The following is a 25,556-nucleotide window of genomic DNA, read 5'->3' on the forward strand; positions in this document are numbered from 1 at the left end:
GCCCGATGAGGGTGCCGAGGGTACTGAGACTGCGGTTGTACGGCGTCGTCTTCCTCGCCGTACTCGCGCTGCTGCTGTCGTTGTCGGTGGCCGTCTACCGGCAGGTGTTCACGCCGGTCGTCCGGATCACCCTGGAGGCCGACAGCCTCGGCAACCAGCTCGATCCGCGCGCCGACGTCAAGCTGCGCGGGCTGCTGGTCGGCGAGGTGCGGGAGGTGCACGCGGACGGGACGAAGGCGACGCTGGACATCGCGCTCAAGCCGGAGCACGTCGAGCACATCCCGTCGGACGTGCACGCGCGGCTGCTGCCCAAGACCCTGTTCGGCGAGAAGTACGTCGACCTGGTGCCGCCCGCCGGCGCCGGATCCTCGTCGGCTCGCCCGATCCGTGCCGGTGACGTCATCACCCAGGACCGCACCCGCGTCGGCATCGAGCTCCAGCAGCTGATGAACGACCTGCTGCCCCTGCTCCGGACGGTCCAGCCCGGCAAGCTCAACGCCACGCTCTCCGCGTTCGCCACCGCCCTCGAAGGCCGCGGCGACCGGATCGGCGACAACCTCACGCGCCTGGAGGCCTACCTGCGCCGCCTCAACCCCCATCTGCCGTCCCTCACCGAGGACATCGCCCGCTTCGCCGAGGTCGCCGAGATCTACGGCGACGCGGCACCCGACCTGATGGAGATCCTGCGCAACACCGTCACCACCAGCCGCACCATCGTCGAGCAGAAGGACCGGCTGGCGGCGGCGCTGAGGACCACGGCCACCGTCGCCGGCACCGCCGAGGACTTCCTCGACGACAACGGCGACCGGCTGATCACCCTCGGCCGGGTCTCCCGCCCCACGCTGGAGCTGTTCGCCCGCTACTCCCCCCAGTACCCGTGCCTGCTGGCCGGTCTGGTCCGCCAGGAGAAGGCGTCAGAAGAGGCGTTCCGGGGCGGCAAGATGCACATCACGCTGGAGGTCGTACGGCCGCAGGGGGCGTACGAGCCCGGTGAGGAGCCGCGTTACGGCGAGCGGTCGGGGCCGAACTGCCATGGCCTGCCGCACCCTCAGGTGCCGGCGCCGGTTGTCCATCTCAACGACGGTTCGAAGAAGGCGAGTTCGTCCTCCGGTCCGCTCGGCGTCACCGCCACCCGGGCCGAGCAGCGGGCCGTCGGCTCGCTGGTGGCGCCGGTGCTGGGTGTGCCGGCCGACGAGGTGCCGCCGGTCACGACTCTGCTGTTCGGGCCGCTGGCGCGCGGGACGGCGGTGAGCGTCGCATGAGCACCGCAGGAGCCCGGCAGACCGCTGCCCCGCTCATCAAGTTCAGCCTCTTCGCGGTGGTGACGATCCTCGCGACAGCCCTGCTGGCCGCCACCATCGTCAACATCTCCTTCACCCCGGAGCATCGCTATCGCGCGGTGTTCAGCGACGTCACCGGCCTGGAGGAGGGCGACGACATCCGGGTGGCCGGGGTGCGGGTCGGCGAGGTCGAGGACATCCGGATCAAGGACCGGACGCTGGCCGAGGTCACCTTCACCGTCACCCGGAACCGGCCGCTGCTGACCAGCACGGGCGCCGTCATCCGCTACCGCAACCTGGTCGGGCAGCGCTACCTGGCACTGACCGAGGGCGCGGGCGACGGCGCCCGGATGCGCCCGGGCGCGACGATCCCGCTGTCCCGCACCCAGCCGGCACTGGACCTCAACGCCCTGCTGAACGGCTTCAAGCCGCTGTTCGCCGCGCTCAGCCCGAAGGACGTCAACCAGCTCGCCACCGAGATCGTCAAGACCCTTCAGGGCGAGGGCGGCACCGTCAACAGCCTGCTCGTGCACACCGCGTCGCTCACCTCGACGCTGGCCGGCCGCGACAAGCTGATCGGCTCGGTGATCGACAACCTGAACACCGTGCTGCAGACGCTGGACAAGCGTGGCGCCCGCTTCTCCGGCCTGCTCAAGCAGCTCCGCCGGGTCATCTCGGGCCTGTCCGCCGACCGCAAGCCGATCGGGCAGTCCCTGGTGAACATCGGCGACCTGGCCGAGGCCACCTCGGGGCTGCTGAAGGACGCGCGTCCGCCGCTGAAGGACGACATCGCCGAGCTGACCGAGCTCACCGGAACGCTGAACGACAACGAGAAGACCGTGGAGGGCGTGCTGAAGCGGCTGCCGAACAAGCTCAACGAGCTGACGGGGACGGCGTCCTACGGCTCGTGGTTCAACTTCTACCTCTGCGACTTCGACGGCCGGATCGTGCTGCCGAAGACGGAGTCGACCTCACAGCAGGTGCTCACGCCCGACCTGCACGTGGCGAGGGCGAGGTGCGGGGCATGAGCCGTAAGCATCGCCCGGAGCCGCTGTTCAAGGTGCGGGTGGAGCCGCCGCGCCTGCCGCGGATACGGCTGCCGAAGGTACGGCTCCTGCCGCGCCGCAAGCCCCGCCGGGCCCCGCTGATCAAAGTGCGGGTCGAGCCGCCGAGGATCTGGAGGCCACGGCTGCGCCGCCCCCGCCTCATCCCCTTCCGTGAGCGCAATCCCGTCGTCATCGGCGCGGTCGGCCTGACCGTCCTCGCACTGCTGACGGTGGCCGCCTTCAACGCCGACCGCCTGCCGGTCATCGGTGACGGCGAGACCTACAGCGCCGCCTTCGCGGAGGCGGGCGGTCTCAAGCCGGGCGACGAGGTGCGGATCGCCGGCGTCAAGGTCGGCAAGGTGGAGGAGGTCGGCCTGGACGGCGACCACGTCAAGGTCACCTTCAAGATCAAGGGCGAACCGGAATTCGGTACGGAGACCGGCGCGTCGATCCGGGTCAAGACGGTCCTCGGCGCGAAGTACCTGGCCCTGCACCCCAAGGGCAAGGGCCGGTTGAAGCCGGACAGCGAGATCCCGCTGGAGCGGACCGTCCCCGCGTACGACGTCGTACAGGCCTTCAGCGACCTCACCACCACGACGGAGGAGGTCGACACCGACCGCGTGGCGAAGGCACTGGACACGATCTCCACCACCTTCGAGGACTCGCCGGAAGAGGTACGGGCGTCCATCAAGGGTCTGTCGCGGATCTCCCGGACGGTGGCCACCCGGGACAAGGCGCTGCGTGAGCTGCTCGACCACGCGAACGGCGTCACGGGCGTCCTGGCCGACCGCTCCGAGGACTTCACCGCCCTGGTCAAGGACGGCGACAAGCTGTTCAAGGAGCTCAGCAAGCGACGTGAGGCGATCCACAAACTGCTGAGGAGCTCCGCCGCCCTCGGCATCCAGCTCTCCGGCCTGGTCCAGGACAACGACAAGGAGATCGGGCCCGCGCTCAAGGGCCTGAACCGCGTGGTGGAGATGCTCGAACGCAACCAATCCAGCCTGGACCGGAGCATCCGGCTCCTGGCGCCCTACGTACGGGTCTTCACCAACACCCTCGGCAACGGCCGCTGGTTCGACTCCTACGTCCAGAACCTGGTCGCCGCTCCGGTGGTGCCGCGGACACGGACGGGAGGTGGGCAGTGAGCAGCCGTTGGCGGAAGCGCCTGGCCCTGCTGACCGCATCGGCCCTCGTCGCCGCGCTCACCTACGTGCTGTGGCCGCGCCCCGAGCCGGTCCGCGTCACGGCGTACTTCCCGCGCACGGTCGGCATCTACCCCGGCTCGGACGTCCGCGTGCTGGGCGTCCGGATCGGAGAGGTCAAGGAGATCACGCCGGAGGGCGGCCGGGTCCGGGTGGAGTTCGCGTACGACGCGGGCCGCAAGGTCCCGGCGGACGCGCAGGCCGCGATCATCAACTCCTCGGTGGTGAGCGACCGTTATGTGCAGTTGCTGCCGGTGTACCGCGGCGGCCCGGTCCTGCGGACGGGGGACGAGATCCCCGAGTCGCGTACAGCCGTACCGGTCGAGCTGGACCGTGTCTTCGACAGCCTGCACACCACGGCCGAGGCGCTCGGCCCCGAGGGCGCCAACAAGGACGGCGCCCTGTCCCGGCTGCTCGGGGTGAGCGCGGACAACCTCGACGGCCAGGGCAAGAACCTCAACCAGACCGTCGAGGACCTCTCTCAGGCGGTCACGACCCTGTCCGACGGCCGCACGGACCTGTTCGGCACGATCCGCAACCTCCAGGTGTTCACGGCGGCACTGGCGGCCGACGACAAGAGCGTGCGGTCGTTCAACAGCAACCTCGCGAAGGTCGCCGAGCAACTGGCGGGCGAGCGGGAGGACCTGGCGGCGGCGCTGAAGAACCTGGGCACGGCGCTCGGTGACGTGGCGGCCTTCGTGAAGAAGAACAAGAAGTCGCTGACCTCGAACGTGGAGGGTCTCAGCAAGGTGACCAAGGTGCTCGTCACCCAACGGGCGGCGCTGGAGGAGCTGTTGGAGGTCGCCCCGACGGGCCTGTCGAACCTCAACAACGCCTACAACCCGTCGGCCGGCACCCTCGACACCCGCAACAACGCCGACCAGGCGCAGGATCCGGCGTCACTGCTGTGCTCCCTGCTCAGGACGACGGGTGACGAGGGCGGCAAGAACCCCGACTGCACCGAGCTGAGCGAACTGTTCGACTCCCTGCCGGACGTTCCGCAGGGCCCCGCGGCGACGGGCACGGTCGACCGGACGCTCGGCGGAATCCTGGGGGCGAGCGCATGAGCGTGCTGCGCAAGGGCGGGGCAGTCGCCTGGGCCGCCCTCGGCTCCATGGTGCTGTCCGGCTGTGAGTTCAACGGCTGGTACGACGTCCAGCTCCCCGGCGGAGCGGCCTCGGACGGGAACGCCTACCACGTCACCGTGGAGTTCCGCGACGTACTCGACCTGGTGCCGCAGTCGGCGGTGAAAGTCAACAACGTCACGGTCGGCGCGGTCGAGAAGGTGGAGCTGAAGGACTGGCACGCGCGCGTGCGCCTCCGTGTCGCCGACTCGGTGAAGCTGCCCGCCAACGCGATCGCCGAACTACGGCAGACCAGCATGCTCGGCGAGAAGTACGTGTCCCTCTCCAAGCCGTTGGGCACGGCTCCGGTCGGCCGACTCCACGACGGCGATGTGATCCCCCTGTCCCGCAGCGGCCGCAACCCGGAGATCGAGGAGGTGCTGTCCGCGCTGTCCGCCCTGCTCAACGGCGGCGGAGTGGCCCAGCTCAAGACGATCACCGTGGAGCTGAACAAGGCACTGGAGGGCCGGGAGAACCGGGTGAAGTCCCTGCTCAAGGAGCTGAACGTGTTCCTGGGCGGCCTGGACAGGCAGAAGGAGGACATCATCCGGGCGCTGAAGGCCGTGGACCGCCTGGCCGAACGGCTCGGCAAGGAGAAGGAGACCATCGCCGAGGCGGTCGAGGAGATGCCGCCGGCTCTCAAGGTCCTGGCCGACCAGCGCCGCGATCTGACGAGGATGCTCACCGCACTGTCCAAGCTCGGCAGGACCGGCACGCAGGTGGTCGACGCCTCGCACGACGACACGGTGGCCAACCTCAAGCGGCTGCGGCCCATCCTGCAACAGCTCGACAAGGCGGGCAGCGACCTGCCCAACTCCCTGGAACTGCTGACCACCTACCCCTTCCCGCGCAACGCGGTGGACGCCATCAAGGGCGACTACGTCAACCTCCACATCACGGCGGACCTCGACCTGGCGGGGATCTACGGCAACCTGACGAAGAAGCCGGACGGCGGCGACGGAGACGGGAACGGGGCTCCGCAGGGACCCGGGCTGCCCGAGACGCCCGACCTGCCGGACCTGCCGGACGTGCCGGATCTCCCGGAGGTGCCGGGCGTGCCGACGCCCACGGCGCTGCCGAGCGGACCGAGTGTGCCGTCCCCGTCGGCGCCGTCGGGCGACGGGGAGGTGCTGTGCCCGCCGGTGTGCACGGCCGGCTACGGCGGCGGCCACCGCGGCGCCGGCGGCTGGCCGGAGGGGATCGACCTCGAACTCGCCGAGCTGATGCTGAAGGGGGTCCAGCCGTGATCACCCGTACGGTCAAGGTCCAACTGCTGGCCTTCGCCACCCTCACCGCCGTAGGGGTGTCGTACGTGGGCGCCGAGTACACGGGGCTGGTGGACGACGTCCTGGACCGCGGCTACACGGTCCGCGCGGACTTCGCCGACTCCGGGGGCATCTTCCCGGGCGCCGAGGTGACGTATCGCGGGGTGCCGGTGGGCAGGGTCGGGGCGCTGCGTCTGACGGGGAAGGACGGGGTTTCGGTCGCCCTCGACATCGAGGACGGGGCGCCCCGCATCCCCGCGGACACCCTTGCCGTGGTGGCGAACCGCTCGGCGGTGGGCGAACAGTACGTCGACCTGCAACCCCGTACGTCCCACGGCCCGTACCTGCTCGACGGCAGCGGCATCCCGCGCCGCAACACCCGCGTGCCGCTGCCGACGACGGACCTGGTCCTCAGCCTGGACCGCTTGGTGAACTCGGTCGGCAAGGAGGATCTGCGGGTCACGGTGGACGAGTTGGGCAAGGCATTCGCGGGAACGGGCCCGAACCTGAGCCGCCTGGTGGACTCCGGCAACGAGCTGGTCGAGTCGGCGTCCGACGCGCTGCCGGAGACGATCGCGTTGATCGAGGACTCGAGGAAGGTGTTGAAGACCCAGGCCGACCAGGGCTCGTCGATCAAGTCCTTCGCACACGATCTGGCGGCCCTCACCGCCCAGTTGAAGGCGAGCGACGGGGACCTGCGCAGGCTGATCGGGAACGCGAGGCCGGCGGCGCAGGAGGTCAACTCGCTGCTGAAGTCGGCGGGACCGGAGTTGTCGGTGCTGCTGGCCAACCTGATCAGCGGCGGCCAGGTGACACTGGCCCGCCTGCCCGGGGTGGAACAGGCCCTGGTCACCTTCCCGGTGATGGTGGCGGGCAGCTACACGGTGGTCCCGGGCGACGGCACCACGCACTTCGGCATGGTCCTGAACGCCGACGACCCCCCGGCCTGCACCCAGGGCTACGGCACGGCCCGCCGCGACCCGGCCGACACCAGCACCCGCGAGGCGAACACCAACGCCCGCTGCACGCTCCCGCGCGGGAGCGAGTCGTCGGTGAGGGGCGCGCAGAACGCCCCGGGCGCGGGGGCCGCGTCCGGGGCGAACCAGGCGGCGTACGTCACCCCGTACGACCCGGAGACCGGTACCACCACCGGCCCGGACGGAAGGAACGTCGAGATCGGCTCGACGGGCGGCCAGCGGGCCGTGTTCGGAAAGGAGTCCTGGCAATGGCTGCTCGTCGGACCGATGGCGTGAGAAGGGCACTGAGGGGCGTGGACAGGGCACTGTCGGGGCGGGCCACGTCGGCGGCTCTGGTCGCGGCGACGGTCGCGGTCACCGCCCTCACGGTCTGGCTGACCCTCGGCCTGCACGACCAACGTGTGGCGGACCAACGGCGCCAGGACATCCTGGCCGCGGCCCGCCAGTCGGCCCTGAACTTCACCTCCCTCGACTACCGCCACTACGACCGCGACAGCGCGAACGTACTGGCGGGCGCGACGGGTGACTTCAAGAAGCAGTTCGCGGCGCAGACGGACCAGTTGACGAAACTGGTGGCCCAGAACGAGTCGGTCTCGGAGGGCCAGGTCCTGGAGGCGGGGATCGTCCGCGCGGACGAGGACTCGGCGCGCGTCCTGGTGGTGGCCGACAGCAAGGTCACCAACACGGCGGTCCCCAAGGGGGAGGCGCGCACGTACCGGCTCCAGCTCGACCTCGTCCACAAGGGCGGCCGCTGGCTGACGTCGGACGTCGAGTTCGTCGGCTGACAAGCATCACCCAGTGAGGAGTACGACCATGGCGAACGCGACCACCCGAGGCCGCACTACCGGCTCCCCCGGCCGCCGTACGATGACCGCGGCGGCCCGAGCGGCGGCCAAGCGCGCGGAACGCGGGCATCGCGAAGCGGGCGTGGCAACGACCGCCGACGAAGAGACGTCGCACAAGGCCGAACGGCCGGTGGCGGGACGTACGGTGCTGATCGAGGCCCCGGAGGACGGCTGGGACGACCCACCGGAGCCGTCGCCGGAAGCCTTCGAGGAGGACGCGCCGGAGGAACAGGCCGAGCCGACCGGCCCCGGCGGCCGTCGAAGGCTGCTCGCCGCGATCCTGGTGGTCCTGCTCGTGGCGGGTCTGGTCGCGGCAGCCGTACTGGGCCGGCAGTACCAGGACGCCCGCCGCACGGAAACCGCCCGGACCGAGGCGCTCGCGGCCGCACGGACTGCGGCCCCGACCGTCCTGTCGTACGACTACCGCCACCTGGACCGGGACTTCGCCAGGGCCCGCACCCACCTGACCGGTGACTTCCGCGACGAGTACGGCAAGACGACCAAGACCGTGGTCGGCCCGACGGCCGAGAAGTACCGGGGCGTGGTGAAGGCAACGGTCGCCGCCCCCGGCGCCGGCGGAGCCCCCGCGGCCTCCGTCGTCTCGGCCTCGCCGGACAAGGTCGTGGTCCTCCTCTTCGTCAACCAGGTCACCGAGAGCACCCAGGTCTCGGGCTCGCGCGTGGACTTGAACCGGGTACGGATGGCGATGACGCACACGGACGAGGGCTGGAAGGTGAGCGCGGTGGACGCGCTCTGACCGGCCTGGATCGGCGTACGGCTGGCGGGCGAGCTGCTTCTTCGAAGCGGCCTGATGCGGTGGCGCCATGTGCGCCGTCTATTCGGGTGCTTGTGCGCGGTCAGCGCTTCTCGCATGCGGGCCGGCGGCATACCTCTGGCGAGCACACACCGACCGAAGGAGACGCTCATGCGTGCACCTACCGTGCTGGCCGCCCTCGCGCTCACCGGGACTTTCCTGCTCGGAGGCGCGAGCCAGGCCCTTGCCGACAGCAACGACGATACGAGTAACGCCGCGGTTGATTTCGGAAGCAACTCTCCTGCCACGTCTGATTTCGGCCAGGGCGCGTCTGGTATGGACCAGGGAGCCCCTGCTATGGACCAGGGTGCCCCTGCTTTCGACCAGGACGCCTCTGGTCTCGGTCAAGGCGGATCCGTTTTCGACCTGGCCGGCAGCCGCTGACGGCTGGGCCGCGCCTTCATTCCCTGCCCCGCACCGTGATGCCGTCGGTGTGGGGCAGGGACTTTCTCGTCGGAGCATCCGATCCGGCGCGGGAGCAGAAAAGCAGTCTTTTCTCGCACGCCTGTCATGCGGGGATGCTCTGCGTGTTTCGTAGCGGTGCCGTCTGCGGTGCGCGACCATACGGACGCCGACCACATCACAGTCATCGGCATTGTGCGTGGAGAACACCGAGACAGAAAGAAGGACGGACGTGTCCGGCAGCGAAAGCGAGAACCCAGCAATCCCCTCCCCGACCCCCACGCCGACCCGGCCGAGGACAAACCGGGACTGGTGGCCGAATCAGCTGGACCTTCAGATTCTCCACCAGCACTCGTCCCGCTCCAATCCGATGGACGAGGACTTCGACTACGCGAAAGAGTTCGCGACCCTCGACCTCGACGCGCTGAAGCGGGACGTCTTCGAGGTGATGACGACGTCGCAGGACTGGTGGCCCGCCGACTACGGCCACTACGGGCCGCTCTTCATCCGGATGAGTTGGCACGCCGCGGGCACGTACCGTGTCGCCGACGGCCGGGGCGGTGGCGGCAGCGGCGCTCAGCGCTTCGCCCCCCTCAACAGTTGGCCGGACAACGCGAGCCTCGACAAGGCGCGCCGTCTGCTCTGGCCGGTCAAGCAGAAGTACGGCCAGAAAATCTCCTGGGCCGACCTCCTGGTCTTCGCCGGCAACTGTGCCATGGAATCGATGGGATTCAAGACGTTCGGATTCGGCTTCGGACGAGAGGACATCTGGGAACCCGAGGAAATCTTCTGGGGACCGGAGGACACCTGGCTCGGAGATGAGCGCTACAGCGGCGACAGGGAACTCGCCACTCCCTTCGGTGCCGTGCAGATGGGACTGATCTACGTCAATCCGGAGGGGCCCAACGGCAACCCGGATCCCATGGCCGCCGCCCGCGACATTCGCGAGACATTCGGGCGCATGGCGATGAACGACGAGGAGACGGTCGCGCTCATCGTCGGCGGCCACACCTTCGGCAAGTGTCATGGCGCCGTCGACCCCGCGTACATCGGCCCGGAACCCGAGGCCGCCCCCATCGAACAGCAGGGCCTCGGCTGGCGGAACACCTACGGCAGCGGCAAGGGCGCCGACACGCTCACCAGTGGGCTGGAGGGCGCATGGACCTCCGAGCCGACGAGGTGGGACAACGGGTACCTGGACAACCTGTTCCGGTACGACTGGGAGCTGACGACGAGCCCCGCCGGTGCCAAGCAGTGGACTCCCACGGACCCTTCGGCCAAGGGCACGGTGCCCGACGCTCATGACCCGTCGAAGAGGCACGCTCCGATGATGCTGACGACGGACCTGGCGCTGAAGCTGGATCCGGTCTACGGCCCGATCGCGAAGCGCTTCCACGAGAGCCCGGACCAGCTCGCGGAAGCGTTCGCCAAGGCGTGGTACAAGCTGTTGCACCGCGACATGGGACCCGTCACGCGCTACCTCGGCCCGTGGGTCCCCGAGCCGCAGCTGTGGCAGGACCCCGTCCCCGAGGTCGATCACGAGCTCGTCGCGGACGCGGACATCGCCGCCCTCAAGAGCAGGATCGTCGCCTCGGGACTGTCCGTCTCCCAGTTGGTCACCACCGCTTGGGCGTCGGCGGCGAGCTTCCGCGGCACCGACAAGCGGGGCGGTGCCAACGGGGCACGGATTCGGCTCGCGCCGCAGAAGGACTGGGAGGTCAACCGCCTGCCCGAGGTGGCCGAGGTGGTGCGGAAGCTGGAGCAGATCCAGCAGGACTTCCACCACTCACAAGCCGGCGGAACGAAGGTCTCGCTCGCCGACCTGATCGTCCTGGGCGGGTGCGCGGCCGTCGAGCAAGCGGCGAAGAACGCCGGGTACGACGTCACGGTCCCGTTCGCACCTGGGCGCACCGACGCCACGCAGGAACAGACCGACGTGGAGTCGTTCGCCGTGCTGGAACCCAGGGCCGACGGGTTCCGCAACTACCTCCGGGCGGGAGAGAAGTTGTCGCCGGAGACCCTCCTGCTGGACCGCGCCAACCTGTTGACGCTGACCGCTCCCGAGATGACGGTGCTGATCGGTGGCATGCGGGTCCTGAACACCGGCTTCAAGCGGTCCCCGCACGGCGTCTTCACTCACCGGCCGGAGACCTTGACCAACGACTTCTTCGTCAACCTGCTCGACACGGGCACGCAGTGGAAGGCGTCGGCTGCGGAGGAGAACGTGTTCGAAGGCCGGGATCGCGCCACGGGGGAGGTCAAGTGGACCGCCACCGCGGTCGACCTCATCTTCGGTTCGCACTCCCAGCTCCGAGCCGTCGCGGAGGTCTACGCGTCCCAGGACGCGGGAGAGAAGTTCGTGCGTGACTTCGTGGCCGCGTGGGACAAGGTGATGACCCTCGATCGGTTCGATCTCTCCTGAACCCGATGTCCCGGTCGGGGCATTCTCACTGGCCCGTCAACGCGAGTGGGCGGTGGGTTCGCGTGCCCGTGAACCCACCGCCCTGGGGGACGGCCGTCATGCGTGCGCCGACGGCGTCACCTCAGAGTTCGGCGCCTTGCCGCCTGCGGCGGACCAGGAAGGCGCCGAGAGCGGATGCGGCGGCGAGTGAGCCGAGGGCGGGTGCCACGGCCTCGGCGCTCACGAGGGGGATGCCGCGTGAGACGGTGACGGTGCTCGTGCAGCCAGGGTCTTCGGAGCCCGCCCCGCAGTTGGAGTCCTCGGTGGAGGTCACCGTGTTGGCCAGCGTCACGTTGTCACCCTCGGGGTCGTTGGCGGTGACGGAGAAGGTCACCGTCACCTCCTGACCCGGCTGGAGGCTGCCGTTCCAGGTGAGCCGGGACGTCTCCCTGTCCACCGATACGCTGCCGGCCGAGGCCGTGGCGTCATCGTTGTAGACGGCACCGCCCAGGGTCGACAGGTCGTCGGTGAACGAGGCCTGGGGGTTCGGCGAGTTGCCCTCGTTCTTGACCTTGACCGTGTAGGTGATGCGCCCACCGGCTTCGACGGCCTGCCGGTCGGCCGACTTGCTCACCTTCAGGGTCTTGGTGAGATCGGAGGTGACGTCGCAGCTGGCCATGTCCAGCAGCCAGCCGCCGTCACTGGGATGGACGCTGCCCTGCTGGTTGCCCGCGGCCGCCACGTTGCCGACGAGCTGGGACTGGCCGGTACGCGGGTCGACCCGGTACAGGTTCTTGCCGCCGCTGCCCATGTAGATCGAGCCGCGCAGCCAGGCCATCCCGTAGATGTTGCCGCCCTCGCCCGCGACGGGTCCGGTCACCTGCACCACCCGAGTGGCCTTCCACTCCTTGCCGGAGGTGTCGATCCGGTACAGGTACGACCCGCCCCGGACGGACATCGCGTAGATCCCTCCCTCGTGGTCGACCAGGAAGTCCGGGATGAAGGCGCCGTGCTTCCAGACGGTGTCGGTGGGGTCGGCCGGCTGGACGTTCTGCACCTCGGTCCTGCCCGTCTTCAGGTCGAGGCGGAAGACGTTCTTGGCCGCGGTGAGGTTCTGGCCGCCCCACAGCAGCTGACGGCGCGAGTCCATGGCGTACCCGCCCCACGTCACCCCCGGCACGTTGGGTGCGCTGTAGGACTTGCCGGAGAAGATCTGGTCGGTGACGTTGGCGGACCCGTCGGCGACCTTGTACAGGGTGGCGGAGTGGCGGTTCCACTGGGCGGAGACGATGGCCGCCCGTCCGGGGGCGTCCGGGTCGGTGCCCACCGAGAGGTTGCCGGCCCAGTCCTGGGGGACCGAGTCGCCGCGTGCGACGACGCGGTTGATGGCCGTGGCGTTGCCGTTGGCGTCGTTCTCGAGGCGGCTGACGGACTTCCTGTGCGCGAAGTACAGGTGGTCGCAGTCGATCTCGGCCGGCACCTTGTCGGCGGTGACGGGGTAGTCGGCGGCGGTGGCTGCTCCGCCGCCGGCGGCCAGCAACACGGTCGCGCACAGTGCTCCCAGGGCTGCCCTGGAAGTCGTGCGCCGCGTGGCGGCACGTGGGGTGCTTGGCATGGGCGTTTCCTTTCGGTCCGCTTGTACCGGTTGCGGATGAGCCGATAAGGCGGCGGTTTTTTCGTTCTCCGCCGTCGGCTCACCCTGTATTCACAGTGCTGCGGCCGGCCCTGCCTTTTCCACGTGGCAGGAGGACAAGGAAATTCACCGCATCTCCAGCGTCTTGGAATTCAACCCGACCTGGACGTGACGTGCGGAGTGCACAGGTACAGCGCGATCTCGGCCCGCAAACGGTGCAGAGGGTGCGTCAGATCCAGTCCGGTGAGTTGCTTGATCTGCTGAAGCCGGTATTCGAAGGTGCGGCGGTGGACGAAAAGACTGCGAGCCGCGGCGGCGGCACACAGTCCGTGCTCCAGGTACGCGCGCAGGGTTTCCTCAAGATGAGCATGCCGGGTATCCGTGCACAGCGGCCCCAGGCAGGAGGCCACGAACGCGTCGCGCTCTTCCTGGTCCTGCGCCATGACGGTGATCAGAGGGAGCGCCGTGGGGGCCTCGACGTGGTCGACCGCGAAGCGCCCGGCCACCTCCGCCGCCCTCAGTGCCTGCTGTGCCGCTTGGGCGACCCCTTCGTACGTGACCGGGGCCAGGCCGTGGGGCCGCAGATCCTCCGGCAGGAGGGGTCTGTCACCGGTCAGCAGCACGACTCTGTCCGCGCACCGTCCCACGAGCGCCGCCGGGTTGGCGGCCCGCGCTCTGCGCAGGGCCTGAAGGAGCCGATCTCCCAGCGGGAGGCTGGCGGCGCACCACCGAAGAGGGCCCTTGACGTGGGACGGCAGCGGTGGCGGGCACGTACTGGTCCGGGGATCGAGCAGCGCTTCCACTACGGCTTGATCGCGATGATGGGCGTCCGCGTCGCGGGGGCGTGGCACGCGCTCGGTGCCGGGAGTGCGGTGCGTGCCGACGATCGCCGCGGTAGCCGTCTGGATCACCTCGATGATGCGTCTGCTCACCATGACGTTGACGTCCATGACATCCGACTGACTGCGCGTCAGACACGTGATGAAGCCCCGCAGGAGCGCCTCGGCGGCCGCCTGCTGGATCGCCGCGATGACATCCGGTGCGATGCCGCGGCCGGCTCCGGCCGTCGCGAGGCCGTGGAAGCGTGCGCTGATCTCTTCGTCGGCGGCCTCGTCCGCGAGGGCGGCCAGCCAGGCGCTGAGGGAGTCGTGCACGCATGCGCCGTCGAACGCCGAGTCGGGGTGGTGGGCGCGTAGTCGGGTGAGTACGTCGGAGGTGAGAGCGGGCAGGCGCCGGCGCATGTCATGGGCCGTCCGGGTCAGGAGCGCTCGCGGGTGCTCGGGTGCTGGCAGATCGTCTCGGTGTGGGGGCAAGGCCGGTTTCCTGAGGTGGGAGGAACGGTCGAACTGGCTGGAACGGCGAGGCGTGCACCGGCCGGGCTGGGCGCCAGTGGGCGGTGGCGGCCCACCGGGCCCGTTGCTCCGTCGCCGCCCTGATCAGAGCGAGGTGAAGCAGATGGCAAAGCAGCGGTCCCTTTCCGTCATAAACGTTTAGGAACGGGTCGGTCACAGGCTATGGGTGATCAACGTCTGTCCGTGTCTGCTGATCGAGTGGATCAAGACTGTGTCGGCAGATGATCGACTCCGTTCGGCGAGGTCAGCACCGCTACACTCGCCCGGCGCTTGTCACCCGACGCGGTGGCGCCACAGGGGAGTTGTCCTTCTGGGCGTCCGGATCGTCCCCGCGGAAGTCCGGCAGGCGTACGCCCACCCCGAGCAGTTCGGCGATCGCGGCGGCACTGCGCGCGGCAGCGCGGCCGTCTCCGAACGGGCTGCGCCGGCGTGCCATGGACCGGTAGCGCACGGGGTTGTCCAGCAAGGACAGGCAGTGGCCGAGGATGCTGTCGCTGCCGGTTCCCACCACCTGCGCGACGCCCGCCCGCACCGCCTCGATCCGTTCGGTGCTGTCCCGCAGCACGAGGACGGGCTTGCCGAGGGCGGGAGCCTCCTCCTGGATGCCCCCCGAGTCGGTGAGCACCACGAAGGAACGGGAGATGAGACGGACGAACTCCCCGTACGGCAGCGGATCGACGAGATGCACGTTGGGCAGGTCGCCGAGTGTGGGCACCACCAGGTCACGGACCACCGGGTTGCGGTGCACGGGGAAGACGACGTGTACGGCAGGCCGGCTGCGGGCCAACTCACGGACGGCGGCCATCACCTGGGCCATACGCTCCCCCCACGACTCACGCCGGTGCATGGTCACCACGACCACCTGGCGGTGCGCGGTGACGTCCTCCAGCAGCGGATCGCGGAACGGGGCCGTGTGTCGTACGGCGATGAGCAGGGCGTCGACAACGGTGTTGCCCACGACGGCGATGTCGTCGGGCGGCACGTCCTCGGCGAGCAGGTTGTTCCTGCACGCCACGGTGGGCGCGAGGTGGAGCCTGGCCAGTCGGCCGATCAGCCGCCGGTTGGTCTCCTCCGGGAACGGCGCACCGGGACCCGGCACGCGCAGGCCCGCCTCCAGGTGGACCAAGGGGATCCGGGCGTGGAACGTGGCGAGCGCACCGGCGAGGGCGGTGGTGGTGTCGCCCTGCACCACGACCGCCGCGGGCGCCTCGCGCCGCAGGTGCCGCTCCAGTGCCAGCAGCGCGTGCCCGGCCAGTTCCGACAGTTCCTGCCGGTCGCGCATGAGGTCCAGGTCGTGGTCGGGCACGATGTCGAAGAAGGCGTTGATCTCGTCCAGCATCGTGCGGTGCTGGCCGGTCACCACGACGACGGGGTCGACGTCGGCGCTGCGCCGCAACCGGCTGACGAGGGGGGCCATTTTGACGGCTTCGGGGCGGGTTCCGTAGATGAGCATGACGCGGGCCATGGCGTGCCTTTCTTGGGAGCGGCCGGAGCGGGCGAGTCGTCAGCGGCCGGGAACGGAGCGCCGGCGGCCGGTCGTGCGGCGCAGCAGCAGGGCGAAGACGAGGGCCGCGAGCATGGCGGCGAGGAGCGACAGAGCGGTGCCGACGTACACGTGCGTCAGGTCGAACCAGTTGTCCGCGCCCCACTGCCGGATGGTGAGCGCGATGAGCAGGATGCGCAGCAGATTGACACCGCTGAGCACGGTGGCGGCGGCGACGGCCGCCACCACCACGGCGCTGGCCCTCACCCCTGGCCACAGGATCACGGCACCGGTCAGCAGGAGCAGGACGATGAGGGCGTACGCCGAGGTGCACTCCGCCGTGATCATGACTCCGTCGGCCCTGGCCGTGCCCAGGTCCCAGAACAGTGAGGTGCCGGAGGGCGGAACGCTGACCGCCGCGTCGGTGGACAGGCCCAGGAGCGCACCGGCGGCCCGCGCCTCCCACGCCCGGAACCCGGCCTCCCGGTCGGCCAGGAGAACGGCGCCCACCGTGGCGGCCGCAGCCCCCACCAGTCGGGGGACACGGTCGGCCGGCCCGTTCGTCGCCTGCCACCACCGCCGCAGGATCGTGCGGGGCCTCATGCGGCACCTCCCGTGGTCTCGACGGCCCGGGAGGTCTTCGCCCAGCCGGTCTGACCGCGCAGCATGCGAACCAGGGCCAGCCAAGTCGCCAGATACGTCACATAGTTGGTCAGCAGCAGCAGGTGGCCCAGCGCCACGGAGCGGGCCAGCCCGTAGCCCCGGTCGCGCAGGAAGTACAGGCAGCCCAAGGTGATGTTGGGGGCGCAGGACAGCAGGTAGAAGAAGACCCAGAAGGCCACCGACGCCCACCCCGCGGCCGTCACGTCGACCGGTGTCCTGCCGTCGGCGACACGCACCCCGAACAGCACCAGATTGATGTGCCCCAGGATCGACCAGGGCAGCACCAGCACCCAGGGAATCAGCAGGTAGCAGGTCAACTCCAGCACGGCGAGCCGGCGTAGGCAGGTACTGGACCACACCTCGCCGAGCCGGCCCGTGGCCGTCATCGTGCCCTGGTACCAGCGGGTGCGCTGGCGCACCAGACGCCGCCAGCTGTCCACGCCCTGCTGGTCGACCCAGGCATGTGGTGTCGTGGACATCGACCACCCGCCGACCAGCAGACTGATCGTGAGATCCAGGTCCTCGGTGAGCGACGGCGGCCAGGGACCCTCAAGCTCCAGCAGCGCCCGCAGCCGGACGAACTGTCCGTTTCCCCCCAGGCTGACGCAGGCCAGCGGGACCCGGGCGTGCTGGGAGATCGCCGACAGGGCCCAGAACTCCATGTCCTGGAAGCGGGTGATCAGACGGTCGCGGTTGCGGATGCGCACCGCGAGCTGGACACCGCCCACGCGGGGGTCGGCGAAGCAGGCGGTGACGTGGTCGACGGCGCCGGGGGAAAGGCGGCCGTCGGCGTCCATCACGCAGACCAGTACCGTCTCCGGGTCGAGTCCGCGGGCGTGCACGTCCAGCACCAGATGCCTGAACCCGGCGTTCAGCGCGGGGCCTTTGCCGAGCCGCGCGTCGGGCAGTTCGCGTCGGAGGACGTGCACCCGGGAGGAGCCGAGGGCCTGGCACCGCTCGCCGGTTCCGTCGTCGGAGGCGTCGTCGATCACGATGACGCGGCTCCCGGCGATCTCCGCCAGCCGGGAGACGGTCGGCGCGATCACCGCGCTCTCGTTGAGGCAGGGCACGAGGAAGTAGAGGTGGAAACCTGCGGGCGGCGGCGTGGAGTCCGGTTCCCTGTCAGCACGGGCGGAACGCTCCGGACGCCGATGGCGCCCCTTGCCGGGTCTGAGCCGCCACGCCCCCAGCAGCATGAGGGCGAAGAAGTACGTGAGCCCGAAAGCGATCACGGTCATGCTGACGGCGGCGATGAGCAGGCTGAGCGAAGCAGGCATGGGGCGCTCTCCTCAGGAAGGCTCGGCAGGCGGGCGGAGATCTGGAGATGGCTCGGTTCCGTCCGATCCCGGGCGGCACGGCGGGGCCGGCGGCGGCGGTTCCGGTCGCGGTTCCGGGAAGCCGACGTCATCGGCCGTCGTCCGGCGGCACGGCGAGGCGCGGCGGTGTACGCGGCACAGCCCCAGCGCCATCAGCACGGCGACCACACCGGCCAGCGCCGTCATCACAAGCAGGCCGGCGGGGGACACCACGAGCGTGGTGGCGGCGACAGTGCCACCGGTCCCGACCGCGAAACCTGCCGTAGAGACGTACACGGGCAGTCCTTTCTGGCTGGCGGCAATTCCCCGCACGGCGCGTGGTGCGGGTGGCCGAACCAGTGGAATTCCGCTACGACGGGAATATGGTCCGCATTCCAGGAGCGCCGCCCGTTCCCTGACTTCGGGAGTGGCCCGGATACGGGTCAGGTGTCCCGAATGCAGAAAACAGTGACGCGGAGACCGTCGAAAGGCGGGGGCTGTCCGACCTGTTTCCACAGTGCGGTGACGTCCCCCTGTGCGGCAATGGGCAAAACAGGGAGCGTTGTTGTGCACTTCGACGGGTTCGCCGCCTTGCCAGAATGCGCGGTAGGGCAAATGCGCCGGCCACGCGTCGGCGGTGAGGAGAGTCGCGAACAGCCCCTGGCAGCCGCTGTTTCATGCACCGACCCGAGCACTGCCGAACTGGCTGCCCAGACTGGTTGCCCTTCGGGGCGGCGAGCGGCGCAGAACCTTGCTGACGCGCGGCGGGAGCGGTTCTCCCGGCTGCTCGGCTCGATCCCGGACCACGAGAGAGCGGGCGTACTCCACGTCCTCAACGTGATGGTGGAGGCATTGGATGAACAGCAGCAGGCGCCGCGCCCTGATGGCGGGCGCGGGCGTGATGGCCGTCGGCACGGTGACGGCGGTCGCCCTGCTGGCCGGCGGCTCACAGCGGGACCCGGGCGAGGGTCAGACGAAACGTCAGGCGTTAGTGGCCGAGCGGGGCAGAACAGTGATGCCCTTCGACCTCGAACGAACTGCGGGACGGTTTCGACCGCATCGAAGTTCGCTGCGCGGACCGGGCGGACGGGGCCACCCTGACCTACTCCACGCAGGATTCCGCATGGGTCGACGCCCTGCACGACTGGTTCGAAGCCCAGCTCGGCGACCACGGCGGGCATGCCGAGTCCGGCCATGGATGAACGTAGTCGTCTCTGACCACGCGGAGACCGGAAGTTCGAGATCTGCCGGCAGTTGGTCCGCCGTTAGGTCCTACTCGCCTGCCCGCCCCCTCGGCGTGGACAGCAACTCCTGGCCCCGTTCCAAGGTCAGCAGCGGCCCGAGTACGGGGTCGGCCACCCATCCCAGCGGCGCCACGTGATCCGACCCCAGCGGCTCCCACATGGGCAGAGCGTTCATGAACGTCCGCCATGCCCCGTCGGAGTCCCCCCACCGCGCCAACTCCCGCGTCCTCTCGACCGCTTCCCCGAACGGTCCGGCCGCCGTGTACCGGTACGTGCCGTTCCGCACCTGATCCAGCGTCGCGTAAGCCAGTGCCACGAGGTCGTCGTCGGCGCCCCGCAGATGGAACGTCAGCGTGGAGTCGTCCCGGTAGGAGTGTGCCGCGTGCTCGGCGACCAGCGGTGGCAGCAGCTCGGGAGCGTACCGCGGGTCCGTCACCAGTCCGTCGAAGTAGACCATGTAGGTCTGTCCGAGCAGGCGCCGTATCTGGTCGCCCAGCCCGGCGGCCCGCGGTCTGCCGTACTCCTTGGCCTCGTCCAGCGCTGTCCGGGCCCGTTCCCAGCCGCCTCGCAGTGCCTCCAGCCGGGCCTCCTCCACCTGGGCGTCCAGCTTGCGTGTCGTGTCGTTGGCGAACACCGGCTCTCCGTCGCTCCGGTGCGCCCGCAGCCTGTGGAACTCCCGGTACATGCCCCGCATGAACTCAAGGAAGTTCGCGTGCCGCTCGGGCGGCGCGGCCCGCCAGCTCGCCCACGTGTACACGGCCCACTCACCGTCCTCGTCCACGTCCTCGGGGTCCATGAGGACATGAGTGATGTCGGACTCGACGTCGAGCTGCAGCCCGCGCCGCCAGATGTCCGCCTCCCGCCGCTCCTCGGGCCCGGCGTCCTCGTCCAGGTACTCCTCGACCATGTCCGCGAGTCCCGACTCGTTGTTGTGCCAGTGCGCGTCCTCGGTCCCCGCCAGCAGCCACACGAACCCGCCCGCGTGCCGCCACCCGTCACTGACCTTGAGGAACTCCCGGTACGACGGGGGCACTCGTCGGCCGAGGCGCTTCTCCATGGCTGCGATCCGCTTCTCGGACGCGGGCGGGAAGCCCAGCCAGCGCGCCCGCCGCGCCGTCTCATCGTCCTCGCCCCGCGTCTCGCCGTCCGGCAGGGAATCCGCCCACTCCCCACTCCACCTGAGCAGGAAGGAACGCCAGTCGAATGCCGTGGTGTCCGTCATGCGCCCGATGCTGCCATCCACCACTGACAGTGCTCCGCTGCTTGCTGCGGAGCACTGTCAGTACCCTCGCGTACACGACCACCCCGGCCGGAGCACAGGGGCGCCTGAGGAACGGGCTTTTGAAAGGGAGTGTGAGTCCACCCTCAGATCCAGCTGTCGAGCCACATTCTGGCGCGCCAGTCGGCGTACGGGATCGTCTGCCCGGTGTAGATCGGGAAGAGATGGATGAAGTTCCAGGTGATGAGCAGGACAAGCGCACCTGCGGCCACCGCACCCCGTAGGCGGCGCGTTCCAGTCGCCCCCGGCGGACCCAGCAGCGCGCCCAGCATCATCACCACGGCCAGGCACAGATACGGCACGAAGACGACCGCGTAGAAGGAGAAGGTCGTGCGGTCCTGGTACAGGAACCAGGGCAGGTAACCGGCGGCGACCGCGCACAGGATGGCGCCGGCGCGCCAGTCGCGGCGCAGTGCCCACCGGTAGAGCAGGTACACGAGTGCGCAACATGCCGTCCACCACAGGAGCGGTGTGCCCAGTGCGAGGATCGTCTGCGTGCAGTCGGTGGCCGTGTGGCAGCCGGCCTTGCCGGAGTTCGGTGACTCGTACTGGAACAGCACGGGGCGGCCGAGGACCAGCCAGCTCCAGGGGTTGGACTCGTACTTGTGCGAAGCGTGCAGCCCCACGTTGAACTGGTACACCCCGTGCTCGTAGTGCCACAGGCTGCGGAGCGGAGCCGGAATCCACGCCCAGGTGCCGCCGCGGCCGTCCGCCCAGTGGCGTCCGTAGCCGTTGCCGGACCGGAACCAGCCGGTCCACGTCGCCAGATACGTCACCACGGCGGCCGCGACGAGGGACAGCACCGACCAGCCGAGGTCCTTGCGCAGCACCGCCCGGTACGGGCGGCGCGCCCCCGCGACGCGGCGGGCGCCGACGTCCCACAGCACGGTGAGGATCATGAAGAAGGCGAGGAAATACAGGCCGTTCCATTTGGTCGCGGCCGCCAGGCCCAGGAAGACGCCGGCCGCGAGCCGCCAGGGACGTACTCCCGTCCCGGCGCGGTCGCCGGTGACCTGGTCCGGGCGCACGTGGCCGTCCCCGCTCACCGGGAGGGCTGCCGCGAGCCGGGCGCGTGCGTCGTCCCGGTCGATCAGCAGGCATCCGAACGCCGCCAGGACGAAGAACATGACGATGAGGTCGAGCAGGGCGGTGCGGCTCATCACGTAGTGCAGACCGTCCACCGCCATCAGCGTGCCGGCCAGGCAGCCCAGTGCCGTCGAACGGAACAGGCGGCGTCCTATTCGGCACAGCATCAGCACCGACAGCGTGCCCAACGCCGCTGTCATGAAGCGCCAGCCGAACGAGTTGAGGCCGAACATCCACTCGCCGAGGGCGATCACCCACTTGCCCATCGGAGGGTGCGCGACAAAAGACCCCGTGTCGGAGAGCAAGATCACCTGGGGGTCGGCCAGGATCTGCGGGTCGGAGATCTTACGATCCGGCCAGGTGCCCTCATAGCCCAGTTGCAGCAGGGACCAGGCGTCCTTGGCGTAGTAGGTCTCGTCGAAGACGAGGTCCCGCGGACTACCGAGATGCCAGAACCGGATCGCTCCGGCCAGGACGGCGACGAGCAGCGGCCCCAGCCAGCCCCTCACCGTCGCGCCCCGGTGTGCCAGTGCCGGGCTGAGGCCCATGAACTCCCAGAGACGGGTTGGCGGCGCGGGAAAGGGCGGAACCAGGCTTTCGCGGGTGTCGGTGCGGGGGCGTGCGGCGTATCCGAACCGGCGCAGACGGTCCTGCCAGTGGTGGGGTGCCGTCGGCGGAGGGGTGTCGTCGAGGTGGGCGGAACTCGGCGCGCTGCGGGCCAGGTCACCACCAGGGGGGTGGGGCGTCGTGGTCATGAGGCATCGATCTCGGTGGTCAGTACGGTGAGCCTGGCTGCGGTGGTGTTCGGCCAGCGGGGTTCGGCGTCGAGGTGGTGGAGGTACGCAGCGGGATCGCTGCCGACGAGGATCGCGACGGCGACCTCGGGGAAGACTTCGTTGCTCGTTGACGGCACCGACGGGGCGACCTCAGCCGTCCACTCCGCCGACTCGCGCGTCCCCTCATCGGTCAGGCGGTACACGGTCCGCTGCGGGTGGCGGTCCGAAGCCGCGCCGTCCACCTGGGCCGAGCCGTCGCGGACGAGCCTTTGCAGGGGCATGTGCGCCTGGCCGAAGGCCAGTGGCCGGCCTCTCGGAAAGCGTTCGCCGCAGCGTCGCTTGAGGGCGTAGCCGTGGCTCGGGCCTTCGGCGAGCGGCCCCGGCAGGATCTGGCGGGTGCTCATGGCAACACCGCCTGACCGGGCGTGACGCCTGGGCCGACGCCGTGCCGGCCGGGCTCTGACAGGCCGCCGAGCCGATCGAGGTCGACGGCGGTGTTGGTGGTGACCGTGGGTCCGATTGGACGATGACGCATGGGGGAAGCGGGTTTGCCCTTCCGTGATGTCAAGTCTGACGCTCGCAGGCGGAGTTGGCGATGTCCTGAACGAACCACCGCTGGAGAACGCGATGACGATTCAGCACAAGCAGGACCAGCAGCACGCCCAGGAGAGGACTTGGCCCCAGTCCACGGACCCCTGCCGGGCCTGCGGCACCAGCGGCAGCGTACGCGCACGACTACGCTGCTTCGTTCAGACCATCTGACCGTCGGTCTGGTTGTGTCGCTGACTGACGCGCAGTGGGCGCGGATCGAAAAAGGGGCATCGACAGGCGAGTCCGGCCGACCATGCCATCGGTCGGTCCCGCAGCGGGCTGACCACGAAGGTCCCCTTCGCGGCCGACGGACGCTGCCGCCCGCTGGTGTTCCTCCTGACCTGCGGGGCAGGCCATCGACGCGCCCACCTTCACCCAGGTGATGGCACGTCTGCGTGCGCCCCGTCGACCCGTCGACCCGTCGACGGGGAAGGCCCCGCCACCAGCCGTCGTATCCGGGCGGTCATCCCGATCCGGTCGGACCCAAGCACCCACCTCTTGCGGCGAGGCAGCCGGGGCGGGCGGGCGCCCTCCGGCTTTCGACCGTGAGGCGTACAAGCAGCGCGCCACGGTCGAGCGTGCATCAATCGCCTCAGCCAATGGCGAGGGATCGCCACCCGCTACGAAAAGACCGCCACCGTCTACCTGGCCGGCCTCCACATCGCGGGCATCTTCCTCTGGTCAGCCCGCTGATGCAGGCGAAAGGGCCTGGCGGTACGCGTCGCGATCGAAGCACTACGAGGCGGTTTCGCTCAGATCACTGACACGCGGTGCGCGTGGATCAAGCCGTGCTCTACGTCACCGAACCCTGCATCGCCGCCATCTTCTCTGGTCCGCCCACCCACCCACGAAGACTGTTCCGGTGTCAGTGGTCGTGGACCGATGTGCCCAGTGTCAGAGGCTGCTGGCAGCATCAACCGCTATGAACGTCAACCGGACCACCCCGCCGCGGCCGCTCGACGTCGCCGCGGTCTTTCCTCAACTGGCGCCGCTGGCACGGACGGCGACCCGGTTGCACCCCTCCCCCGGGTCTCCGTCGCCGCGCGACAGTTCGGTCGGCGGGCCGCTGTTGTGGCCAGCCGGCGAGCCGTGGCCGCACTGCGACGGCCCGCACGAGCTGAACGGGGTGGAGCCGGCCATGTCCCTGGCGGACGTGAGGCTGGAGCGACGGATCCGTGCTGCCGCGCAGGGCAGGAGCATGACCCCGCAGGAACGAGAGACCCTCGCCCGAATCCGTCCCCCGAGGAAGTATCCGATCAGGAGGTCGCCGGGCCCTCACTCGTACGACGGTTCGATAGCGATGCTGCCGCTGGCACAACTGTACGTGCGTGACGTGCCCGATCTGCGCGCGCCCGCGGGGACGGATCTGCTTCAGGTGCTGTGGTGCCCTTTCGACCACCCTCCGATGAAGTTCATGCCCAGGACCGCGCTGTTCTGGCGATCCGCGGCCACGGTCACCGACATCCTCACCGCACCCCCGGAGCCGTCCGCGGTGCAGTTCGACCTCTATGTGCCCGAGCCGTGCCTGCTCGCCCCGGAGCAGGTCACCGAGTACCCCAACCCCATGGAGCTGAGCAAAGAACTGCGGGACCCACTCGGGGACTGGAGCAAGTGGCAGGCGGCCGGCGCCGCTGTGGACAGCTCCTATGCCCCCTACCCGGAGGAGTTCTACGGGGACCACCTGTCCGTCGCACCCGGCTGGAAAGTCGGCGGCTGGGCCTCTTGGGGCTACACCGATCCCGTCCCCCAGTTCTGCCCGACCTGCGACACCAAGATGGATCCGCTGCTGACCATCGCCACCTTCGAATGGGACGACAGCACGCGGGGCTGGATACCGGAGGAAGAGTACGAAGACCAAGCCCGCACCAGGCCGTCCCCCTCGCACGCTTACCCGGAGACCCATGCCGTGATCGACTTCTTCCGCGCCAAGGGCATAGAGGTGCATGACCGTGGCCGCGTCCCCAGCGACATCCGCGCCGCGCCGCCCGTCAGCGACCCGGTCCCGAGACAACCGACCGCCGTCCAAATCGGCAGCGGCCACCGACAGCAGCTCTACGTCTGCCCGACGTCACCGGAGCATCCCCACACCGAACTGATGCAGTAGCCGCACAGACGACAACCGATCGCACAGTGGTCGCCCTGACATCCGTGAAGGCAGGGGCGTCGCCTGCCTGGCCTGCAGTGGCCACGAACGCGAGGGGCGTGGCGCCACCGACCTTTCCCCAGGACACAGCACGTGATCGATGCCGGCGACATCGACGTCCATCTCGGCCTGGACGTCGGCAAGGGCAAACACCACCCCACCGCACCCACCCCGACCGGGAGGACGACCTTCGACAGCAGGCTCCCCGAACCGCAGATGCTCGTCGCCTTCTGCGACGACCTCGCCGCCGAGGCCACCCGCCTGTCAGCGCGGCTGTGGACCTGGCGTCATCCGCCGGCCGCCGCCCTCCCACGCAGCAAGGTCATGCGCTTGGGCCGATGCCTGCCCCCCTCACCGCCAACTGTCCCGCGCCACACCGCCCCGACAGATCGCGGGCCGCTCCTCGTCCTGGCCCGCGGGGACAGAGCAAGGACACGTTCGCGGCCCCTCAGTCGAGACAGAACTCGTTGCCCTCGATGTCCTGCATCACGATGCACGACTCGCTGTCACCGTCGGCCGGCAGTAGTCGCACGCGTACCGCGCCGAGCGCGACCAGTCGTGCGCACTCGGCTTCGAGCGCGGCCAGGCGCTGTTCACCCACGAGCCCGGTGCCGACCCGCACGTCGAGATGCAGCCGATTCTTGACGACCTTGCC

Annotated in this window: 19 protein-coding genes and 2 pseudogenes; 12 read left to right on the forward strand and 9 right to left on the reverse strand. The window is 69.6% G+C overall.

From position 1 onward, the window contains the following. Nucleotides 1-5: 5 nt before the first annotated feature. The 10 genes from ABZ078_RS01405 to katG all read left to right on the forward strand — a co-directional run bounded on the left by ABZ078_RS01405 (nt 6) and on the right by katG (nt 11,377). Entirely contained in the window at nt 6-1,262 is a 1,257-nt protein-coding gene (locus ABZ078_RS01405; protein WP_356570414.1) for an MCE family protein, read from the forward strand. Then, nucleotides 1,259-2,308 carry an MlaD family protein gene (locus tag ABZ078_RS01410; RefSeq protein ID WP_356570416.1) on the forward strand — a complete coding sequence of 350 codons (1,050 nt, stop codon included), beginning with the start codon at nt 1,259-1,261 and terminating at the stop codon, nt 2,306-2,308. Before ABZ078_RS01405 ends, ABZ078_RS01410 begins: the two co-directional genes overlap by 4 nt. Continuing rightward, complete coding sequence (locus ABZ078_RS01415) at nt 2,305-3,471, forward strand: MCE family protein (RefSeq protein ID WP_356570418.1); 1,167 nt, start codon at nt 2,305-2,307, stop codon at nt 3,469-3,471. Before ABZ078_RS01410 ends, ABZ078_RS01415 begins: the two co-directional genes overlap by 4 nt. Then, nucleotides 3,468-4,595 carry an MCE family protein gene (locus ABZ078_RS01420; RefSeq protein WP_356570420.1) on the forward strand — a complete coding sequence of 376 codons (1,128 nt, stop codon included), beginning with the start codon at nt 3,468-3,470 and terminating at the stop codon, nt 4,593-4,595. Before ABZ078_RS01415 ends, ABZ078_RS01420 begins: the two co-directional genes overlap by 4 nt. Then, on the forward strand, nt 4,592-5,899 hold the full coding sequence (locus tag ABZ078_RS01425; RefSeq protein ID WP_356570422.1) for an MCE family protein: 1,308 nt from the start codon (nt 4,592-4,594) through the stop codon (nt 5,897-5,899). The genes ABZ078_RS01420 and ABZ078_RS01425 overlap by 4 nt, the downstream gene beginning before the upstream one ends. After that, nucleotides 5,896-7,170: an MlaD family protein gene (locus tag ABZ078_RS01430; RefSeq protein ID WP_356570424.1), complete on the forward strand. Its 1,275-nt coding sequence runs from the start codon at nt 5,896-5,898 to the stop codon at nt 7,168-7,170. Before ABZ078_RS01425 ends, ABZ078_RS01430 begins: the two co-directional genes overlap by 4 nt. Before the next feature lie 17 nt (nt 7,171-7,187). Beyond that, a complete protein-coding gene (locus tag ABZ078_RS01435) occupies nt 7,188-7,679 on the forward strand; it encodes a hypothetical protein (RefSeq protein ID WP_356570426.1) in 492 nt (163 codons plus the stop codon). Between the two features lie 28 nt (nt 7,680-7,707). Next, nucleotides 7,708-8,496: a hypothetical protein gene (locus ABZ078_RS01440; protein ID WP_356570428.1), complete on the forward strand. Its 789-nt coding sequence runs from the start codon at nt 7,708-7,710 to the stop codon at nt 8,494-8,496. 168 nt (nt 8,497-8,664) lie between these two features. Further along, on the forward strand, nt 8,665-8,937 hold the full coding sequence (locus ABZ078_RS01445) for a hypothetical protein (RefSeq protein ID WP_356570430.1): 273 nt from the start codon (nt 8,665-8,667) through the stop codon (nt 8,935-8,937). A gap of 250 nt (nt 8,938-9,187) precedes the next feature. Then, complete coding sequence (gene katG / locus ABZ078_RS01450; RefSeq protein ID WP_356570432.1) at nt 9,188-11,377, forward strand: catalase/peroxidase HPI; 2,190 nt, start codon at nt 9,188-9,190, stop codon at nt 11,375-11,377. A gap of 121 nt (nt 11,378-11,498) precedes the next feature. Here the strand turns inward: katG and ABZ078_RS01455 are convergent, their stop codons facing one another. From ABZ078_RS01455 to ABZ078_RS01490, 8 genes and pseudogenes are all read right to left on the reverse strand, one after another. Next, nucleotides 11,499-12,971 (reverse strand): hypothetical protein, encoded by a 1,473-nt coding sequence (locus tag ABZ078_RS01455; protein ID WP_356570434.1) that lies wholly within the window; start codon nt 12,969-12,971, stop codon nt 11,499-11,501. 170 nt (nt 12,972-13,141) lie between these two features. After that, nucleotides 13,142-14,230, reverse strand: a complete 1,089-nt coding sequence (locus tag ABZ078_RS01460; RefSeq protein WP_356570436.1) for a helix-turn-helix domain-containing protein — start codon at nt 14,228-14,230, stop codon at nt 13,142-13,144. A 364-nt stretch (nt 14,231-14,594) separates the two neighbouring features. Beyond that, complete coding sequence (wecB, locus tag ABZ078_RS01465; protein ID WP_356570438.1) at nt 14,595-15,806, reverse strand: UDP-N-acetylglucosamine 2-epimerase (non-hydrolyzing); 1,212 nt, start codon at nt 15,804-15,806, stop codon at nt 14,595-14,597. A 39-nt stretch (nt 15,807-15,845) separates the two neighbouring features. Beyond that, on the reverse strand, nt 15,846-16,427 hold the full coding sequence (locus tag ABZ078_RS01470; protein WP_356570440.1) for a hypothetical protein: 582 nt from the start codon (nt 16,425-16,427) through the stop codon (nt 15,846-15,848). Beyond that, nucleotides 16,424-17,764 (reverse strand): glycosyltransferase family 2 protein, encoded by a 1,341-nt coding sequence (locus tag ABZ078_RS01475; protein ID WP_356570442.1) that lies wholly within the window; start codon nt 17,762-17,764, stop codon nt 16,424-16,426. The genes ABZ078_RS01470 and ABZ078_RS01475 overlap by 4 nt, the downstream gene beginning before the upstream one ends. Before the next feature lie 1,305 nt (nt 17,765-19,069). Next, a pseudogene (locus ABZ078_RS01480) lies at nt 19,070-20,248 on the reverse strand (SMI1/KNR4 family protein); the annotation flags it as partial. Nucleotides 20,249-20,391: 143 nt separating this feature from the next. After that, nucleotides 20,392-22,146: a phospholipid carrier-dependent glycosyltransferase gene (locus ABZ078_RS01485; protein ID WP_356570444.1), complete on the reverse strand. Its 1,755-nt coding sequence runs from the start codon at nt 22,144-22,146 to the stop codon at nt 20,392-20,394. Beyond that, nucleotides 22,143-22,571: a PadR family transcriptional regulator gene (locus ABZ078_RS01490; RefSeq protein ID WP_356570446.1), complete on the reverse strand. Its 429-nt coding sequence runs from the start codon at nt 22,569-22,571 to the stop codon at nt 22,143-22,145. Before ABZ078_RS01490 ends, ABZ078_RS01485 begins: the two co-directional genes overlap by 4 nt. 430 nt (nt 22,572-23,001) lie before the next feature. On the opposite strand from ABZ078_RS01490, the pseudogene ABZ078_RS01495 reads away from it, so the two are divergent. Beyond that, a pseudogene (locus ABZ078_RS01495) lies at nt 23,002-23,451 on the forward strand (IS5/IS1182 family transposase); the annotation flags it as partial. 229 nt (nt 23,452-23,680) lie between these two features. Continuing rightward, nucleotides 23,681-24,862 (forward strand): hypothetical protein, encoded by a 1,182-nt coding sequence (locus ABZ078_RS01500; protein WP_356570448.1) that lies wholly within the window; start codon nt 23,681-23,683, stop codon nt 24,860-24,862. Between the two features lie 487 nt (nt 24,863-25,349). Here ABZ078_RS01500 and ABZ078_RS01505 read toward each other — a convergent pair. Further along, nucleotides 25,350-25,556, reverse strand: a 207-nt coding sequence (locus ABZ078_RS01505; RefSeq protein WP_356570450.1) for a VOC family protein, incomplete at its 5' end; no start/stop codon positions are given.

Origin of the sequence: Streptomyces sp. NPDC006385 (assembly GCF_040612485.1) — a bacterium.
Taxonomy (GTDB): domain Bacteria; phylum Actinomycetota; class Actinomycetes; order Streptomycetales; family Streptomycetaceae; genus Streptomyces.

What these genes read in the sequence shown, in the direction of transcription:
- ABZ078_RS01405 (WP_356570414.1), top strand. Translation starts at nt 6, where the DNA reads ATGAGGGTGCCGAGGGTACTGAGACTGCGGTTGTACGGCGTCGTCTTC.
- ABZ078_RS01410 (WP_356570416.1), top strand. Translation starts at nt 1,259, where the DNA reads ATGAGCACCGCAGGAGCCCGGCAGACCGCTGCCCCGCTCATCAAGTTC.
- ABZ078_RS01415 (WP_356570418.1), top strand. Translation starts at nt 2,305, where the DNA reads ATGAGCCGTAAGCATCGCCCGGAGCCGCTGTTCAAGGTGCGGGTGGAG.
- ABZ078_RS01425 (WP_356570422.1), top strand. Translation starts at nt 4,592, where the DNA reads ATGAGCGTGCTGCGCAAGGGCGGGGCAGTCGCCTGGGCCGCCCTCGGC.
- ABZ078_RS01440 (WP_356570428.1), top strand. Translation starts at nt 7,708, where the DNA reads ATGGCGAACGCGACCACCCGAGGCCGCACTACCGGCTCCCCCGGCCGC.
- ABZ078_RS01445 (WP_356570430.1), top strand. Translation starts at nt 8,665, where the DNA reads ATGCGTGCACCTACCGTGCTGGCCGCCCTCGCGCTCACCGGGACTTTC.
- ABZ078_RS01455 (WP_356570434.1), bottom strand. Translation starts at nt 12,971, where the DNA reads ATGCCAAGCACCCCACGTGCCGCCACGCGGCGCACGACTTCCAGGGCA.
- ABZ078_RS01460 (WP_356570436.1), bottom strand. Translation starts at nt 14,230, where the DNA reads ATGCGCCGGCGCCTGCCCGCTCTCACCTCCGACGTACTCACCCGACTA.
- wecB (WP_356570438.1), bottom strand. Translation starts at nt 15,806, where the DNA reads ATGGCCCGCGTCATGCTCATCTACGGAACCCGCCCCGAAGCCGTCAAA.
- ABZ078_RS01470 (WP_356570440.1), bottom strand. Translation starts at nt 16,427, where the DNA reads ATGAGGCCCCGCACGATCCTGCGGCGGTGGTGGCAGGCGACGAACGGG.
- ABZ078_RS01475 (WP_356570442.1), bottom strand. Translation starts at nt 17,764, where the DNA reads ATGCCTGCTTCGCTCAGCCTGCTCATCGCCGCCGTCAGCATGACCGTG.
- ABZ078_RS01485 (WP_356570444.1), bottom strand. Translation starts at nt 22,146, where the DNA reads ATGACCACGACGCCCCACCCCCCTGGTGGTGACCTGGCCCGCAGCGCG.
- ABZ078_RS01490 (WP_356570446.1), bottom strand. Translation starts at nt 22,571, where the DNA reads ATGAGCACCCGCCAGATCCTGCCGGGGCCGCTCGCCGAAGGCCCGAGC.
- ABZ078_RS01500 (WP_356570448.1), top strand. Translation starts at nt 23,681, where the DNA reads ATGAACGTCAACCGGACCACCCCGCCGCGGCCGCTCGACGTCGCCGCG.